This is a genomic window from Mycobacterium lacus (assembly GCF_010731535.1).
GTDB lineage: Bacteria > Actinomycetota > Actinomycetes > Mycobacteriales > Mycobacteriaceae > Mycobacterium > Mycobacterium lacus.
In genome coordinates, this window is the sequence record NZ_AP022581.1 from 1,358,226 (window position 1) to 1,374,914 (window position 16,689).

General features: G+C 67.2%; 15 protein-coding genes and 1 pseudogene. 4 read left to right on the plus strand and 12 right to left on the minus strand.

Features of this window, described 5'->3' with window-relative positions:
* Positions 1–2: 2 nt before the first annotated feature.
* The 6 genes from G6N24_RS06400 to tkt are packed head-to-tail and all read right to left on the minus strand — an operon-like array spanning position 3 to position 6,835.
* Positions 3–401 (minus strand): ATPase, encoded by a 399-nt coding sequence (locus G6N24_RS06400; RefSeq protein ID WP_085163045.1) that lies wholly within the window; start codon positions 399–401, stop codon positions 3–5.
* Positions 382–1,161: a 6-phosphogluconolactonase gene (pgl, locus tag G6N24_RS06405; RefSeq protein WP_085163044.1), complete on the minus strand. Its 780-nt coding sequence runs from the start codon at positions 1,159–1,161 to the stop codon at positions 382–384. Before pgl ends, G6N24_RS06400 begins: the two co-directional genes overlap by 20 nt.
* Positions 1,158–2,069, minus strand: a complete 912-nt coding sequence (gene opcA / locus G6N24_RS06410; RefSeq protein ID WP_085163058.1) for a glucose-6-phosphate dehydrogenase assembly protein OpcA — start codon at positions 2,067–2,069, stop codon at positions 1,158–1,160. The genes pgl and opcA overlap by 4 nt, the downstream gene beginning before the upstream one ends.
* Positions 2,066–3,607 (minus strand): glucose-6-phosphate dehydrogenase, encoded by a 1,542-nt coding sequence (gene zwf / locus G6N24_RS06415; RefSeq protein ID WP_085163043.1) that lies wholly within the window; start codon positions 3,605–3,607, stop codon positions 2,066–2,068. Before zwf ends, opcA begins: the two co-directional genes overlap by 4 nt.
* On the minus strand, positions 3,604–4,725 hold the full coding sequence (gene tal / locus G6N24_RS06420) for a transaldolase (RefSeq protein ID WP_085163042.1): 1,122 nt from the start codon (positions 4,723–4,725) through the stop codon (positions 3,604–3,606). The genes zwf and tal overlap by 4 nt, the downstream gene beginning before the upstream one ends.
* A gap of 16 nt (positions 4,726–4,741) precedes the next feature.
* Entirely contained in the window at positions 4,742–6,835 is a 2,094-nt protein-coding gene (gene tkt, locus G6N24_RS06425) for a transketolase (RefSeq protein WP_085163041.1), read from the minus strand.
* A 193-nt stretch (positions 6,836–7,028) separates the two neighbouring features.
* Between tkt and G6N24_RS06430 the strand changes: the two are divergent.
* The 3 genes and pseudogenes from G6N24_RS06430 (at position 7,029) to G6N24_RS06440 (ending at position 9,706) form a co-directional block, all read left to right on the plus strand.
* A pseudogene (locus tag G6N24_RS06430) lies at positions 7,029–8,285 on the plus strand (Rv1453 family transcriptional regulator).
* Between the two features lie 188 nt (positions 8,286–8,473).
* The gene (locus G6N24_RS06435; RefSeq protein ID WP_085163040.1) at positions 8,474–9,448 is read left to right on the plus strand and encodes a heme o synthase; all 975 of its coding nucleotides are present in this window, start codon (positions 8,474–8,476) and stop codon (positions 9,446–9,448) included.
* Between the two features lie 81 nt (positions 9,449–9,529).
* On the plus strand, positions 9,530–9,706 hold the full coding sequence (locus G6N24_RS06440; protein ID WP_163745430.1) for a hypothetical protein: 177 nt from the start codon (positions 9,530–9,532) through the stop codon (positions 9,704–9,706).
* Here G6N24_RS06440 and G6N24_RS06445 read toward each other — a convergent pair.
* Positions 9,699–10,685: a quinone oxidoreductase family protein gene (locus tag G6N24_RS06445; protein ID WP_085163057.1), complete on the minus strand. Its 987-nt coding sequence runs from the start codon at positions 10,683–10,685 to the stop codon at positions 9,699–9,701. The genes G6N24_RS06440 and G6N24_RS06445 overlap by 8 nt on opposite strands.
* 19 nt (positions 10,686–10,704) lie before the next feature.
* Here G6N24_RS06445 and G6N24_RS06450 point away from each other — a divergent pair, with 19 nt between their 5' ends.
* Entirely contained in the window at positions 10,705–11,553 is an 849-nt protein-coding gene (locus tag G6N24_RS06450) for a hypothetical protein (protein WP_085163038.1), read from the plus strand.
* A gap of 85 nt (positions 11,554–11,638) precedes the next feature.
* Here G6N24_RS06450 and G6N24_RS06455 read toward each other — a convergent pair whose 3' ends face one another.
* From G6N24_RS06455 to mptB, 5 genes are all read right to left on the minus strand, one after another.
* Positions 11,639–11,869 carry an MbtH family protein gene (locus G6N24_RS06455; protein ID WP_085163056.1) on the minus strand — a complete coding sequence of 77 codons (231 nt, stop codon included), beginning with the start codon at positions 11,867–11,869 and terminating at the stop codon, positions 11,639–11,641.
* Between the two features lie 280 nt (positions 11,870–12,149).
* Positions 12,150–13,142 (minus strand): COX15/CtaA family protein, encoded by a 993-nt coding sequence (locus G6N24_RS06460; protein ID WP_085163037.1) that lies wholly within the window; start codon positions 13,140–13,142, stop codon positions 12,150–12,152.
* Between the two features lie 118 nt (positions 13,143–13,260).
* Positions 13,261–14,046 (minus strand): ABC transporter permease, encoded by a 786-nt coding sequence (locus G6N24_RS06465; RefSeq protein WP_085163036.1) that lies wholly within the window; start codon positions 14,044–14,046, stop codon positions 13,261–13,263.
* Positions 14,043–14,993 (minus strand): ABC transporter ATP-binding protein, encoded by a 951-nt coding sequence (locus G6N24_RS06470; protein WP_085163035.1) that lies wholly within the window; start codon positions 14,991–14,993, stop codon positions 14,043–14,045. The genes G6N24_RS06465 and G6N24_RS06470 overlap by 4 nt, the downstream gene beginning before the upstream one ends.
* Positions 14,990–16,684: a polyprenol phosphomannose-dependent alpha 1,6 mannosyltransferase MptB gene (gene mptB / locus G6N24_RS06475; RefSeq protein WP_085163034.1), complete on the minus strand. Its 1,695-nt coding sequence runs from the start codon at positions 16,682–16,684 to the stop codon at positions 14,990–14,992. Before mptB ends, G6N24_RS06470 begins: the two co-directional genes overlap by 4 nt.
* Between the last annotated feature and the right edge of the window lie 5 nt (positions 16,685–16,689).

A 16,689-nucleotide genomic window follows, 5' to 3' on the forward strand; every position in this document is an offset into this window, starting at 1 on the left:
CGCTAGCGCACCGTCCGATTACGGAGCCTGTCCAGCACGCCGCGCACCGCATGCTCGGTGGCCGACAGCGGCGTCATCACCGTCTCGCCCAAGCTCACGATGTAGTCGATCCGCTCGATGATGGCCTCCACCGGCTCTACCACCGTGGTCAACCGCTTGGCGAGATCGTCCAGGCTGTGCAGCGTGCCCTCCAGATGATCCAGGCCGCCCTCGAGGCGTTCCACCGTGGAGTTCAAGGCCGACAGCGAGCTGTTCAGCTCCACCATGGTTTTGCCCAGGCCGTCAAGCACGTCTTCGACCTGCTCCACCGTCCTGTCGGCGTTCAACGCTGCCTGGGTGAGGGTCTTCATCCGGCTTCGCACGGGCGTGCTGCGCACGGTCTTATCTGCCATGACGGTCATTATCACCCCGATGGGGCTGGCGAGATAGCCTTGCCGCGGCGCCCTCGTCCAGCAGCCACAGCGTGGTCTCGCGCCCGATGGCTCCGGCGGCCGGCACCGAAACCGGATCCGCACCACCGATCGCGGCGGCCACCGCGTCGGCCTTCGCCGCGCCCGACACCATCATCCAAACCTCGCGCGACCGCTGGATTGCCGGCAACGTCAAGCTGATTCGTTGTGGTGGTGGCTTCGGGGAGTCTGCGACGGCAACGACCATGCGGGTAGTCTCGCGCACGGCCGGGGTGTGCGGGAACAGCGAGTTGACGTGGCCCTCGGGCCCCACTCCCAGCAGGTGGACATCGAAGTTCGGTGCGGGATCGCCCGGTTCGGCGTTGGCGGCCAGCAGCTGTGCGTAGGCCAGTGCCGCGGCGTCCAGATCGGCGCCGAATTCGCCGTCGCTGGCGGCCATCGAGTGAACGTGGCTGGCAGGGATGTCGATGTGGTTCAGTAGAGCTTCGCGCGCTTGCCGATCGTTGCGCTCGGCGTCATCTTCCGGGAGGTAGCGTTCGTCGCCCCAGAACACATGCACCTTGGACCAGTCGATCAGCCGGCGCCGCGTGCCGAGATGCCTTAGCAGCGCGGTGCCGTTGCCGCCGCCGGTCAGCACGATCAGGGCTCGCCCCCTGGCCGTCACGGCGGCCTGGATCGTCTCGATCAGCCTGTCGCCAGCGGCGCCGACCAGGCGGTCGCTATCCGGGAAGATCTCGATGCTCGTGCTCAAACGTACTGCACCTTCTTGATCCCTTCGAGTGCGGCGAGGTAGATCTCGTCGGGATCCAGCCGCCGCAGGTCTTCGGCCAGGCACTCCCCGGTTAACCTGCGCGCCAACGGAACCAGGGCATCGGGCCGAGCCGTTCGGCGCAGGGTTGCCGTGACCCCCTCCTGGGGCCGGCTTAGGACGATGGTCTCGCTTCTGCGCACCAACTCGACTTTAAGTTCGCCGACCGCCCGGCGCACGGGTCCGTCGATCCGGCTGGCCAGCCAACCCGCCAGGATGTCGAGCGCAGGCTCGGTCTTCAACCCGGAAACCAGGGCCGAGTCGATCGGTTCGTGGGGCGGCTGGTCGACGGCGGAGGTCAGCAGCGCTCGCCAGTAGGTGATGCGACTCCAGGCCAGGTCGGTGTCGCCGTCGGTGTACCCGGGTAGCCGGCTCTTGATTGCCGACAACGGATCGATGCCATTGGTGGCGTCGGTGATGCGCCGAATTGCCAACTTGCCCAGCGGGTCTTGGGCCGGCACCGCCGGAGCAATGTCGGGCCACCATGCCACCACGGGAATGTCGGGAAGCAGGAAGGGGATGACGACGCTGTCGGCGTGGCCGGAGAGAGGTCCGGACAGCCGCAGCACTACGACCTCCCCGGCGCCGGCGTCGGCACCGACTCGCAGCTGTGCATCCAAGCGCGCTTCGTCGGCATACGGATCGCCCCTCATCGCGACGATGATCCGGCTGGGATGTTCATGGCTGGCGCCGTTGGCCGCATCAATGGACTCTTCGAGCACATTGTCGCTGTCCGGCACGATGATCAGGGTCAGCACCCGGCCCATCGTGACGGCACCGATTTTTTCCCGCAGCTCGTCGAGTTTCTTGTTGACCGCCGTGGTGGTGGTGTCGGGCATGTCGACGATCACGGCCGCCGCCATTCCCGGCCGGTGCGGCGCAGCATTTCGAAGGACGACTCCGGGCCCCAGGTGCCCGCCTCATAGGGGTCGGGTTTGCCGTGTGACGCCCAGTAGTCGAGCGCGGGATCGAGTATTTCCCAAGCCAATTCGACCTCCGCATTGACCGGAAACAGGGACGGCTCGCCGAGCAGCACGTCAAGGATCAGCCGCTCGTAGGCCTCTGGCGAATCCTCGGCGAACGCCGAGCCGTAGGAGAAGTCCATGTTGACGTCGCGGACTTCCATCGCGCTGCCCGGGACCTTGGACCCGAACCGCAACGTGATTCCTTCGTCGGGCTGCACCCTGATCACCATCGCGTTGGTGCCGAGCTCGTCGGTCATGGTTGCGTCGAATGGCAGGTGCGGCGCGCGCTTGAACACCAGGGCGATCTCGGTCACCCTGCGGCCCAAACGTTTTCCGGTACGCAGGTAGAACGGCACGCCCGCCCACCGGCGGGTGTCGACCTCGAGCGTGATCGCGGCGAACGTCTCGGTGGTGGAGTCCTTGGCGAACCCCTCTTCGTCGAGCAGCCCGACGACCTTCTCCCCGCCCTGCCAGCCGGCGGCGTACTGGCCACGGCTGGTGGTCTCGTCGAGCGGCTCCGCGAGTCGGGTCGCCGACAGCACTTTGATCTTCTCGGCCTGCAATGCGGCCGGGTTGAAGCTGACGGGCTCCTCCATCGCGGTGAGCGCCAGCAGTTGCATCAGGTGGTTTTGGATGACATCACGCGCCGCGCCGATGCCGTCGTAATAGCCGGCGCGTCCGCCGAGTCCGATGTCCTCGGCCATGGTGACTTGAACGTGGTCGACGTAGTGCGCGTTCCAGATCGGGTCGAACAGCTGATTGGCGAACCGCAAGGCCAGGATGTTCTGCACCGTTTCTTTGCCCAGGTAGTGGTCGATGCGGAAGACCGCTTCCTCCGGGAAGACGGCGTTGACCGCCTTGTTCAGCTCCCGCGCGCTTTCCAGGTCGTGGCCGAACGGCTTCTCGATCACCACCCGACTCCACCGGTCGCCTTGCGGGCGGGCCAGTCCCGACTTGTGCAGCTGTTCACACACCACCGGAAAGGACTTGGGCGGGATCGCCAGGTAGAAGGCGTGGTTGCCACCGGTGCCGCGCTCGGCGTCCAGCTTCTCCAGCGTTTCGGCGAGCCGGGCGAACGCCTCGTCGTCATCGAAAGCGCCTGGTACGAAACGGAATCCCTCGGCCAGCCGGTCCCAGTTATGCTGCCGAAACGGTGTCCGGCAGTGTTCTTTGACGGCTTGGTACACGACCTCGCCGAAATCCTCTGTGTCCCAATCGCGGCGGGCGAACCCCACGAGGGAGAACGTGGGTGGCAGCAGCCCGCGGTTGGCCAGGTCGTAAACGGCAGGCATCACCTTCTTGCGGGCCAGGTCGCCGGTGACGCCGAAAATCACCATGCTGCAGGGGCCGGCGATTCTGGGTAGCCGCTTGTCCCGTTTGTCGCGCAGCGGGTTGTGCCACTGTGTGGGCGAAGAATGGCTCATTTGGCGAGCGAGTCGAGCTGCGCCTGGGTTTCCTTGAGCAGCTCGTTCCACGACGCCTCGAATTTCTGTACGCCTTCGTCTTCGAGCACGTTGAACACGTCGGTCAGGTCGATCCCGACCGCCTCCAGCTGATCGAACACCTCCTGGGCGGCCCCTGCGGTGCCGGTTACCGTGTCGCCGCGGATCACACCGTGATCGGCGACGGCGCCGATCGTTGGTTCCGGCATGGTGTTCACGGTGTTTGGGGCCACCAGTTCGGTGACGTAGAGCGTGTCGGCGTAGTCGGGGTTCTTGACGCCGGTCGATGCCCACAGGGGTCGCTGCACCCGGGCACCGGCGGACTTGAGGGTCTGGTAGCGCTCGCCGTGTTCGAAGACTTCTTGGTAGGCGGCATAGGCCAACCGGGCGTTAGCGACACCGGCCTGGCCGCGCAGCGCCAGTGCCTGCTGTGAGCCGTTCCGTGCTAGCCGCTTGTCGATTTCGGTGTCCACGCGGGAGACGAAAAACGATGCCACCGAATGGATCTTGGACAGGTCGTGCCCGGCTTCGCGGGCCTTCTCCAGTCCGGCTAGGTAGGCGTCCATCACCTCGCGGTGCCGCTGGACGGAGAAGATTAGCGTGACGTTCACCGAAATCCCTTCGGCCAGAACGGCGGTGATGGCCGGCAGACCGGCCTTGGTTGCCGGGATCTTGATGAGCAAGTTGGGCCGGTCGACGATCTTCCACAGCTCGATCGCCTGCTGGATGGTCTTGTCGGTTTCGTGGGCCAGCCGCGGGTCGACCTCGATCGACACTCGCCCGTCGACCCCGTCGGATGCCTCCCACGCACGCGCCAGCACGTCGCACGCGTTGCGGACGTCGTCGGTGGTGACGGTGCGCACGGTGGCATCCACGTCGGCGCCGCGCTCGGCGAGCTCGCGCACCTGAGCATCATAGGTGTGGCCCTCCGCCAACGCCTTCTGGAAGATCGACGGGTTGGTGGTGACGCCGACGACGCTCATGGTGTCGATCAGCTCCTGCAGGTTGCCCGACTGCAGCCTGTCCCGCGACAAGTCGTCCAGCCACACCGATACCCCCGCGGCGCTCAACGCGGCGAGGTTGGGGTTCTGAGTGGTCATCGCCAATTACCCTTTCTCAGTTGTCCAGTGCTCGTTCCGCGGCGGCGGCCACGGCTTCGGCGGTGAAGCCGTACTCACGGAACAACGTCTTGTAGTCCGCGGACTCTCCGTAGTGCTCGATCGACACGATCTCCCCGGTATCGCCGACCAGCCTGTGCCAGCACTGCGCGACTCCGGCCTCCACGGCCACCCGGGCCGAGACATCGGGCGGCAGCACGGCGTCCCGGTAGTCCTGCGGTTGGGACTCAAACCACTCCAGGCATGGCATCGACACCACCCGCGCGAGAATGTCGTTGCCGGCCAACAACTTCTGGGCCGCCACGGCCAGCTGGACCTCGGAGCCGGTGGCGATGATGATGACGTCGACCTCGTCGGCCGGATCGGCACCGCCGAGCACGTAGCCGCCGCGGGCGACCCCCTCGGCGCTGGTGCCCTCCAGCACCGGCACGCCCTGGCGGGTCAGGATCAACCCGGCCGGGCCGCTGCCGTTGGCGCGGGCCAGGATGGCGCGCCAGGCGTGGACCGTCTCGTTGGCGTCGGCCGGTCGCACCACCGACAGGCGGGGAATCGCGCGCAGTGCCGAGAGGTGTTCGATCGGTTGATGGGTGGGGCCGTCTTCGCCAAGCCCGATCGAATCGTGGGTCCAGACGTAGATGGTGTCGATGTCCATCAGCGACGCCAACCGCACCGCCGGACGCATGTAATCGGAGAACTGTAGGAACGTGCCGCCATAGGCCCGGGTCGGGCCGTGCAGCACGATGCCGGACAGGATGGCGCCCATCGCGTGTTCGCGAACACCGAAATGCAGCGTGCGGCCGTACCAGTGGGCCGTGTAGTCCTTGGTCGAAATCGACGGCGGGCCAAAGGAGTCCACACCCTTCATGGTGGTGTTGTTACTGCCCGCCAGGTCTGCGGAACCACCCCACAACTCGGGCAATTTCGATGCCACCGCGGCCAGGAACTCACCCGAGGCGGCCCGGGTGGCCAGCGCCTTGGACCCGGGCTCCCAGTGCGGCAGATCGTCATCCCAGCCCTCGGGCAACTGCCGGGCGGTCAGTCGATCCAGCAGCGCCTTGCGTTCGGGTTCGCGCTGCGCCCACGCGTCGAAGTCGAGTTGCCAGCGGTCATGGGCCTCTTTGCCGCGGGCCACCAGCCCGCGGGTGTGGGTGAGAACGTCCTCACGGACCTCGAACGTCTTGTCGGGGTCGAACCCGAGAATCTTCTTGACCTCGGCGACCTCCTCCTCACCCAGGGCCGCGCCGTGCGCCTTTCCGGTGTTCATCAGGTTGGGCGCCGGATAGCCGATGATGGTGCGCAGCGAGATGAACGAGGGCCGGTCGGTAACGGCCTTGGCGTTGGCGACGGCCTCCTCGATGCCCACGACGTTCTCGCCGCCCTCGACCTCTTGCACGTGCCAGCCGTAGGCGCGGTATCGGGCGGCGGTGTCCTCGCACAGCGCGATGTTGGTGTCGTCCTCGATCGAGATCTGGTTGTGGTCGTAGAACACGATGAGGTTGCCGAGCTGCTGGACCGCGGCCAGCGACGACGCCTCCGAGGTCACCCCTTCTTCGATGTCCCCGTCGGAGGCGATCACATAGATGTAGTGGTCGAAGGGACTGGTTCCCGGCTCGGCATCCGGGTCGAAGAGGCCGCGTTCGTAGCGTGACGCCATCGCCATCCCGACCGCCGAGGCCAATCCCTGACCCAATGGGCCGGTGGTGATCTCCACGCCCCTGGTGTGCCTGAACTCCGGGTGCCCGGGAGTCTTGGACCCCCACGTGCGCAGCGCCTGGATGTCGGATAGTTCCAGCCCGAAGCCACCCAGGTAGAGCTGAATGTAGAGCGTCAGGCTGCTGTGCCCGGCCGACAGCACGAACCGATCACGCCCAAGCCACGCGGTGTCGGCGGGATCGTGACGCATCACCCGCTGAAACAGCGTGTACGCCAACGGCGCCAGGCTCATCGCCGTCCCCGGATGCCCGTTGCCGACCTTTTGGACGGCGTCGGCTGCCAGCACCCGGATGGTGTCGACCGCTACCGAATCGATCTCGGTCCAGTCGTCGGGATGGCGGGGTTGGGTAAGCGCAGAGATCTCTTCGAGCGTGGTCACAGATTCAGTCCTCGGGCTCAGTCGCCAGGGCGTCAAACTGATCAATCCCACCCTAGTCCGGCGACCCCAATCTTCCGAGCGGGCCGGAACGGCCCGCTAAGGTGGGGCACCACCCGGGGCACCACCCGCTTGCGGGGGACCGGGCAATCCCACCCTAGTGCGGGATCGCGGGCGTCCGCAGGCCCGGATTGGGATGCGCATCGGGGTCGCTGTGAAACAGCCTGTCGGCCGTTCGGACTGGGCTGAACTGATCCGTGAAGCCGCTCACATCGCCCTCAACCCCAGCCAGGACTGGCTCGACGAGTTCGACCGGGCCGCCCTGGCCGCATCCCCGGCCCTTGGCGAGAACCCTGACCTAGCGGCGGTCATCAGCTGTGCCAACCGCGCGAACCTGCACCAATTCGCGGCCGCCAACCTGAAGAATCCTGGTGACCCGGTCCCTGCGAATCTGGGTCCCGAGCCGCTGCGCATGGCCCGAGATCTGGTGCGCCTCGGTCTAGACAAGCTGATCGTGGACGTCTATCGCACTGGATAAAACGTGGCTTGGCAGCGCTGGAGCGAGATCGCATTCGGACTGACCTCCGACCCCAACGAGCTACGCGACCTATTCGACGTGCCGTTTCGGTCGGCCACTGCGTTCATCGACACCACCCTGGCGGGCATCGCTACGCACATGGAGTTGGAGCACGACGAGGTGACTAGCAACGTTCGCGCGGAGCGTCGCAAATCGTTGACTTGCTACTCGATGGTGCCCCCATCAGCCGTGAGTACGCCCAAGCGCGTTTGGGCTGCCCTCTCGGCGGATCGCATACTGCCGCCGTCATCTTCAGCGACCATCCCGACGACGACCACCATCGTCTCGACGGCGCCGCCGGCGCAATCAGCAGTGCTCTCGGCTGCCGGCATCCGCTCAGCGTCGTAGCCGGCGCCGGAGCGCACTGGGTGTGGGTAAACGACGTCGGCGCGTTCGACATCGACCAGATCCGCCAGGCGCTCGACAGCACTTCACACGCGCGCGTAGCGATCGGAACCACCGCGCCGGGAGTCGCCGGGTTCCGGCGCAGCCATCGCGATGCGCTCACCACCGCGCGGATGTTGATCGGCTTCGGTCACCGCAACGAGTCGCCTTTATCGGCGATGTCGAGATGGTGGCGTCACCGAAAACCCGGACGGCGCTGATGGCTTCATGAAGAACACCCACGGGCAGCTCGAATCTGCCAGCCCGGTTCTGCAAACCACGCTGTTGACATTCATCAACCAGCAGTGCAACGCCGCACGTGCCGCGAGGCTGCTTTACACGCACCGCAACACGTTGATGAATCGACTCGATGCCGCTCAACGACTGCTTCCGCGATCGCTCGACGACAGCACCGTTCGCGTCGCCATGGCACTCCAAGCCCTGCAGTGGCGTGGCAAGCAAACCGGTGTTCCCGGTGTAAACGCCGACTGAACAGCGGATACGGATACCCATCGGGCCGGTGTGAAACTATCCTGTCCGCCGTTCGGGTTTGGCAATCGGTGCCCGAATGCCGTGAAAAGTCGGTGTGAATCGACCCTGCCGCGTATCCGCTGCGGTCACGCCGTCTACCATCGTGCGTAGTAGAAGCTGCGCGCGGCTGCGACCCGAGGAGTTAATGCGTGAGCGTTCGCGGGCGTGTCGCGCCCGGCCAGATAGCTGGCACCGCGTGGCGACGATGCGGCTCGGCTAGCCGCCCAAGGCGTAGCCGGGCAATCGAAACGGCGCTGGCTTACCTGGCGCTGACCAAGCCGCGGGTCATCGAGCTGTTGTTGGTCACCGCGATTCCCGCAATGCTGCTCGCTGATCGTGGGGCCGTGCATCCGGCGCTCATCCTCAACACGTTGATCGGCGGGATGATGGCCGCGGGTGGCGCCAACACGCTCAATTGCGTAGCCGACGCCGATATCGACAAGGTGATGAAGCGGACCGCCCGCAGGCCGCTGGCGCGCTCCGCGGTTCCGACCAGAAACGCCCTGATAATGGGGCTGGGTTTGAGCGTAGGCTCGTTCTTCTGGTTGTGGTGGACGACCAATCTGCTGTCGGGGCTGCTGGCCATCGCCACGGTCGCGTTCTATGTGTTCGTCTACACGCTGCTGCTCAAGCGCCGCACATCGCAGAACGTGGTGTGGGGCGGCGCGGCCGGATGCATGCCCGTGATGATCGGCTGGTCGGCGATCACCGGGACCCTCGCGTGGCCGGCGTTGGCCATGTTCGCGGTCATCTTTTTCTGGACGCCGCCGCACACCTGGGCACTGGCGATGCGGTACAAGGAGGACTACATCGTCGCCGGGGTGCCGATGCTGCCTGCGGTGGCGACCGAGCGCCAGGTCACCAAGCAGATCCTGATCTACACCTGGCTGACCGTGCTGGCGACGCTGGTGCTCGCGCTTTCGGCCGGGTGGCTATACGCAGCTGTGGCCCTGGTGGCCGGGACGTGGTTCCTGGCCATGGCGCATCAACTGTATGCCGGGGTCCGTGCCGGCGAACCGGTCAAGCCGCTGCGACTGTTCCTGCAGTCGAACAACTACTTGGCGCTCGTCTTCTGCGCGTTGGCAATCGACTCGGCGATAGGGCTGCCGACGCTGCTCGGATGAGGGCGGCGTTTCGTAGTTATCGTGCTGCGGTAGCTGGGCTTGTCGTCTGCAGGCTCGCCCACCCGGCCGATGGTGCACCACATGAAACTGTTGGGCGCCGAGGACGACGGCCTGCACCACCGTCGGAGCGCCGTCATCGCCGCGGCAATTGCGCGCCGCGATACCAGCTTGGCCGCGCATGTCCGCCCTTCGGGCGGAGTGCGTGTCACCCGAACGGTTGCTCCGCTGTTCGCCGACTGCTGCTGCGGGTTCAGGTGACGGGAATCAGCACGACCGAGCCGGTGGTCTTGCGGCCCTCCAGGTCCTCGTGGGCCCGGGCCGCGTCGGGCAGCGGATAGCGTCCGCCGACGTCGACGGTGACGGCCCCGCTGCCGAGGACATCGAACAGTTCGGTGGCCCGCCAGTTGAACTCTTCGCCGGTGCGGATGAAGTGCGCCAACGACGGGCGGGTGAGATACACCGAGCCCGAGTAGTTGAGGCGTTGCGGATCGACCGGCGGCACCGGTCCGCTCGAGGCGCCGAACAGCGCGAGGGTCCCGCGCACGGCCAGGCTGGCCAGGCTGGCGTCGAATGTGGTGGCGCCGACGCCGTCGTAGACCGCGGCGACACCGGCGCCTGAAGTCAGCGCACGAATCTGCTGGCCGAACTGGTAGGCGTCATCGGGGTAGGGGAGCACCTCGTCGGCGCCGGCCTGCCTGGACAATCGTTCCTTTTCCTCGTTTGAGACGGTGGTGATCACTCGGACACCGAGGTGTGTCGCCCACTGCGTCAGGATCAACCCGACGCCACCGGCGCCAGCATGCACCAGCACGGTATCCCCGCTGTGCACCGGATACACCGACTTCAGCAGGTAATGCGCGGTGAGGCCCTTCAGCAGCACCGCAGCTGCCACCTCAGAAGTCACGGTGGCTGGCACCTTGGCAGTCAAAAATGCTGGTGCAGTGGCGAATTCGGCGTAGGCGCCGTTCGCCGAGGCGCTGACCACCCGGTCGCCGACGGTGATGCCGCCGGTATCGGCTCCCTCGCCGAGAGCCACCACCGTGCCGCACATCTCGGAGCCGATGACGAACGGCAGCGGGCGTGGATACTGTCCCGTACGGAAGTAGGTGTCGATGAAGTTCACGCCGATGGCCTCGGCCTTGATCAGCAGCTCGCCGTGACCGGGTTCGGGTTGGGCAGTGTCGACGTAGCGCAGGACTTCGGGGCCGCCGGTTTCGCTGACTTCGATTGCGTGCACGTGGTTATCATGCCCGAGCATGAAGCTCGCCCGGCCGGATATCTTTCATCCCCGTGTCGTGCTGGCGGGTTGTCCGCGGCAGGTCGCCGGCGATGGCGACGATGCTGGGCTGGTTGCGGCGCTGCGCCACCGGGGTCTGCATGCCCGATGGTTGTCCTGGGACGCTGCCGAAGTGGGTCGCGCGGACCTGGTGGTATTGCGGGCGACCCGTGATTACGCCCAGCGGCTCGATGAGTTCCTGGTCTGGACCACCAACGTGACCAATCTGCTGAACCCCCCTGCCGTGGTGGCCTGGAACGCCGACCGGCGTTACTTGGACGATCTGGCGGACCGCGGGGTGGAGACGATGGCCGGAGAGGTGTATGCGCCGGGCACGCGGGTCGGGTTGCCGCGCACCGGCCACGCCTTCGTCAGCCCAACCATCGGTACTGGTACACGGCGTTTCAGTGACCGGTCTGCGGTCGCGGCGTATGTCGACGAACTACACCAAGTCGGCCGGTCGGTGCTGGTGCAGCCGGGTGGTTCGGGCGGTGAAACGGCGCTGGTTTTCCTCGGCGGCAAGCCGTCGCACGCGTTCAGCACACCGCACGATAGCCCGCGTCAGGGTGAACCCGACTTCGAAATCTGGGATGCGGGTGCCGCCGCGCTTGGTGCTGCCGCGGCTCAGGTGGGGATCGACGTGACCGAGTTGCTCTACGCGCGGGCTCACCTGATCGGCACCCGGTTGCTGGAGTTGCAGTTGATCGAGCCGTCGCTGGGCTGGCGACGGTTGGACCCGGACACCCGCTTCCTTGCCCAGCGCCGGTTCGCGCTGTGCGTGGAATCGGCTTTGGAGCGGCTCGGGCTTGGCCCGCGCTCGCGACCTTGAGCACAACCATCGGCTGGGGGTGGGCCCCGCGTCAGCGGGAGCGCCCGCTCAGACGGCTCCATCCGGCCGACGCCGGTCGGCCGGTCTAGCCCTCACGGGCCCGGCCCTGCGCCAGCCTCGCGCGCAGAGACTTGGGCCGGATATCCGTCCAGTTCTGCTCGACGTACTCCAGGCAGGCGGCGCGCGTTGCCTGGCCGTAGGCCACCCGCCAGCCCGCGGGGACCTCGGCGAAGGTTGGCCATAAGCTGTGCTGCTCCTCGTCGTTGACCAAGACGAAGAAACTGCCGCTGTCGTCGTCGAAGGGGTTGACGCTCAAGGTCTCCTGACCTCCTAGCCATTTCCACTGCCCGAGCCGTAACGCCAGTCTCGTCGCATGGATCGTCGGCGTGCAACCGCCGTCCGGCGAGACTTCGTGTCCTCCGACCGGTGGACCCGGACAGTCCTCCGATGGCACGCCGAGGGGCACGTTGGAGGCGTCGGTGGTTGCGCGATCAAAGGTCGGCGTCAATGTCGATGCGGTCAATTGTGCTGGCGTTGTACAGAATTCGCGTTGCCGATCGGATAGCCCGAGCCGCAGAAGGCCGGCCGGGGGGCGGTCAGCGAGCCGAAGCCGAGGCGCTGCAGTATTCGTCGCAACGACCGTCGGCATGCGGCTCGGCCCGTTCTCGCATGGACGCCCAGAGCGCCGCGGTGGCCGCCGTACATGCTGCGGCGCCGGCCACGTGCACGGCGACCAGGGCGGCGGGCACGCCGGTGAAGTACTGCGCGGTACCGACGCCGGCCTGCGCGAAAACCAGGGCGAGCAGGACGGCGAGCCGGAGCATGATCGCCGGGGTGGCCCCGACGGCCAGCAGCCCGAAGCCGAGGCCGACCAGGAGCGCGAGGTAGGCGACCAGCAGCGACGAATGCATGTGCACCAGGGTGGTGATCTCAACCCGCAATCGCGGCACCGTGCGGGCGGGGCTGCGGTCGCCCGCGTGCGGGCCCGCCGCGGTCACCAGCGTGCCGGTGACGAGCACGGCAGCCAGGTTTACCGCGCTGAGTGCCGTGAGCCCCCGCAGCGGCTTGGCCACGCGCCGTCGGACGACACCGTTATCGGGCTCGCCAACCTTGACGTAGAGCAACACCGCCAACCACACCATCGTCATCGATGCCAGCAGGTGGATGGCCACAGTCCACCACAGCAACCCGGTGCGCACCGTCACACCACCGATCACCGCCTGCACCACGGTCGATACCGGCATCAGCCACGCATAGGCCAAGACTTCGGCGCGGCGGCGTGCCCGGGTGACGGCGAGCACGGCCAGCGCCGCGGTGATGACCACGGCGAAGGTGACCATCCGGTTGCCGAATTCGACCGCCTGGTGGATCCGCGGCACCTCGGCGACCGCTACCGGGGTGAAGCTCCCCGGAAAGCACTGCGGCCACGTCGGGCACCCCAGGCCTGACGCGGTGACGCGGACGATCGCGCCGGTGACGGCGATACCGCCCTGGGTGAGGATGACGAGGGCGGCGATCAGCCGCTGGACCCGCGGGCTGGGGTCGGGGAGCAGGTCCACCAACCGCAACAGCACTCGTCCGACGGTCATCGCCCGATCGTAACGAAAACTACGCCGCGTAGTAGAAGCGGCCGTCACACCGAGATTGCCGTGACGGCTGCGGTTGAGGCGCCAACCACGACCCTGGCGGCAATGTCGCTGCCGCCGGTCAGGTGAAGCGGAACCAGCGCAGGGCCGCGAGCGCCGCCAGCGCGCCCCATCCAGCCAGGACGACGACCCCGAACCAGTCCACCGACAAGGTCATCGCCTGCGACAGCGCCTCGGCCAACGCGCCCGACGGGGTGAGCCGGGACGACCAGTTGGCCGAGGCCGGGATCATGCTCGTCTCGAGGGTCAGCGCGCCGAACCCGGCGAATATGAACCACATCAGGTTGGCGACCGCGAGCACGATCTCGGCTCGCAGGGTGCCGCCGAGCAGCAGCCCCAGGGCCGCGAAACCCGCGGTACCCAGCGCGATGATCACCGCGCCCATCGCCAGCGCGGCCAGAGCCGGTCGCCAGCCCAGCGCAAAACCGATGCCGCCCAGGACGATTGCCTGCAAGAACACCACCGCCACCACCGCGAGCGACTTGCCAGCGATGATTCCCCAGACCGGCAGCGGGGTGGCCCCGAGCCGTTTCAGCGCACCGTATCGGCGGTCGAACGCGACCGCGATGGCCTGCCCGGTGAATGCGGTGGAAATCACCGCGAGCGCCATGATCACGGGCACGAACGTCGCGGCGCGGTTCTCGCCGAACGAGCCGAGCGGCAGCAGCGCGAGCCCGACGAGCAACGTGATCGGGATGAACATCGTCAGCAGCAGCTGCTCGCCGTTGCGCAACAGCAGCTTCAACTCCAGCGTGAACTGCGCGGCGAGCATCCGGGTGACGGCGTTGGGGCGCGGATCGGGGGTGAAGGTGCCCGCGGGGAACAGCGGGCCATCGGTTTGACTCACTGCCGCAATTTCCTGCCGGTGAGATCGAGGAACACGTCCTCGAGGCTGCGTTGCTCGACCCGCATATCGGTGGCCAGCGCGTCGATCTGCGCACACCAGGCCGTGACCGTGGCCAGCACCCGAGGGTCGATCGGGCCTTCGACGAGGTACTCGCCCGGCGTCACCTCGGTGGTCTTGTAGTCCTCCGGCAGCGCGGAGGCCAGCAGGGACAGGTCAAGCCGCGGCGGCGCGGTGAATCGCAGCTGGTCTTTAGCGCCGGTGCGCATCAACTCGGCCGGTGTGCCCGCCGCAACCGTCACGCCGTGATCGATGATGACCAGCCTATCGGCGAGTTCCTCCGCCTCCTTGAGCTGATGGGTGGTCAGCACCACCGTCACGCCGTCCCGGCGCAGCGCCTCGATCAACTCCCACACCAACAGCCGGGCATGGGCATCCATGCCCGCGGTGGGCTCATCGAGGAACACCAGTTCGGGGCGGCCGACCAGCGCGCAGGCCAGCGCCAGCCGTTGCTGCTGCCCGCCGGAGAGCCGCCGATAGGTGGTGCGGGCGGCGTCAGCGAGACCCAAGGTGTCTAGCAGCCACTGCGGGTCCAGCGGGTCAGCGGCGTAGGCGGCCACCAGGTTGAGCATTTCGCCGGCGCGTGCCGCCGGGTATCCGCCGCCGCCCTGCAACATCACCCCGATACGCGCGCGCAGGCGGGCATTGTCGGTGATCGGGTCCAACCCCAGCACCCTGATGGTGCCGGCATCCGGGCGGACGAACCCCTCGCACATTTCGACGGTCGTCGTCTTACCGGCGCCGTTGGGGCCCAGCAAGGCCAGCACCTCGGCGGTGTGTACGTCGAGATCGAGGCCAGAAACCGCAGTGACCGCCCCGTAGTGTTTGCATACCCCGCGCAGCTGCACAACTGTGTCCGGTGCTTCGTGGACTTGGGGGGCCGAGCTCACGTCGAGTCAGCGTAGGCGTCGGGTGAAGCCGCCGGCCGCCGGGTCCGGGGGACCCCCACCGCGTCAATGACCTCCCGTTCCAGGCCCTCGGTTGGCGTTGGCGGAAGGGGCCGCCACGGCACGCGGGTGTACGTCAGCGCAATGAGCGCCACCACGATGATGGCGCTGGCCAGGGTGGCATCCACGATCTGAAACAGCGCGAAGCGGTCCCCGTTGGCCGTCGGGCCGAAGACGCCGACGATGATTGTGACGACGATCGCCGCCACCCGGAAGCCCGTGCGGGTGGCCCAGGCGGCCAGCGGGATGATGGCCCACAGCAGATACCAGGGCTGCACGACGGGAAACAGCAGCACCGTGACGCCCAGCGCGACACCGAGGCCGCCGACCGGGTGCAGCCGCCCGCGGAAGACGGCCAGCAACAGCCAACAGACCATCACCATGATGATCAGCACGCCAATGCCACGGGTCAGCGACAACACCGCGGTGGTGTGATCGCCCAGACGCAGCAGAATGCCCACCTGCCCGGTGCCGAGTGCCAGCAGCGTCGGCGGCGACATCCAGCTGCGGACCACGTTGGCCGTGCCCAGCGTGTAGATCCAGCCAAACCCGAGTCCGCTCGCCCACCCGACGAGGGCCATCACCGCCAGCGATAACCCCGCCATGCCGCTGCCGACCAGCAGCAGCGCCCGCAGGCCGCCGCCACAGCGGTAGGCCAACGCCACCGTGACGAATCCCAGCGCCAGCAGCGACGGCAGCTTCACCTGCGACGACACGACGATCAGGATCGACCCCGCCACCAGCATGCCCAACGGCTTCCAGTCCGCGGCGGGCCGCCACGACGTGGGCATCACGCGTGGAGCGTCAACGCCGCGGAGCGCGAACTCGGCGCCCGTCAGCATCAGCCCGAGCATCAACGCCTCGTTATGGATGCCGGCGACCAGGTGCATGAGCAGCAGGGGATTGGCCGCCCCCAGCCACAGCGCGCTCACCTCGGCGACGCCGCAGCGTCGCGCCAGCCGCGGAGTTGCCCAGACGATCAGGCCCACACCGATCAACACCACCATCCGGTGGCAGAGCACGGCGGCGACGATGTTCTCCCCGGTCAGGGCCGAGATGCCGCGCCCGATCCACAAGAACAGCGGACCGTACGGCGCGGGCGTCTCCCGCCACAGGCTGGGGACCGACAGAGTGAACACGTGGCCAAGGCCCAGGCCCGACGCCGGACCCACCCGGTAGGGGTCGTGTCCCTCCAAGGAGATCTGGCTCTGGGCCAGATAGGAGTAGACATCCTTGCTGTACATCGGCGGCGCGATCAACAGCGGCAGCATCCACAACAGCAGGGTGCGGTCCAGCTCGCCGCGCGACATCCGCCGGTTGCCCAGCGTGAATCGGCCGAGCATCAGCCAGGCCAGCGCCATCATGACCGCACCGGTGGTGGTCATCGTCAACGACACCGTCTGGATTCGTGACGGCAGGTTGAGCAGGCGGACCCCGAACGTCGGGTCTTGGACCACGGGCCTCGCCCCGGCGCCCAGGGAGCCGATCGCCATCAGGACGGTGCCGGTGGCGCCGAACAGGCGGGTGCGCGCAACCGCGGTGAGTTCGGCAGCGTCGAGGGGCGAACCCACCGCCTGCTCGTCGCCGTGCAGGCTGGCGATCGACGAGCTCAGCGTGTGGTGGCGGGCTGCCATCAGAG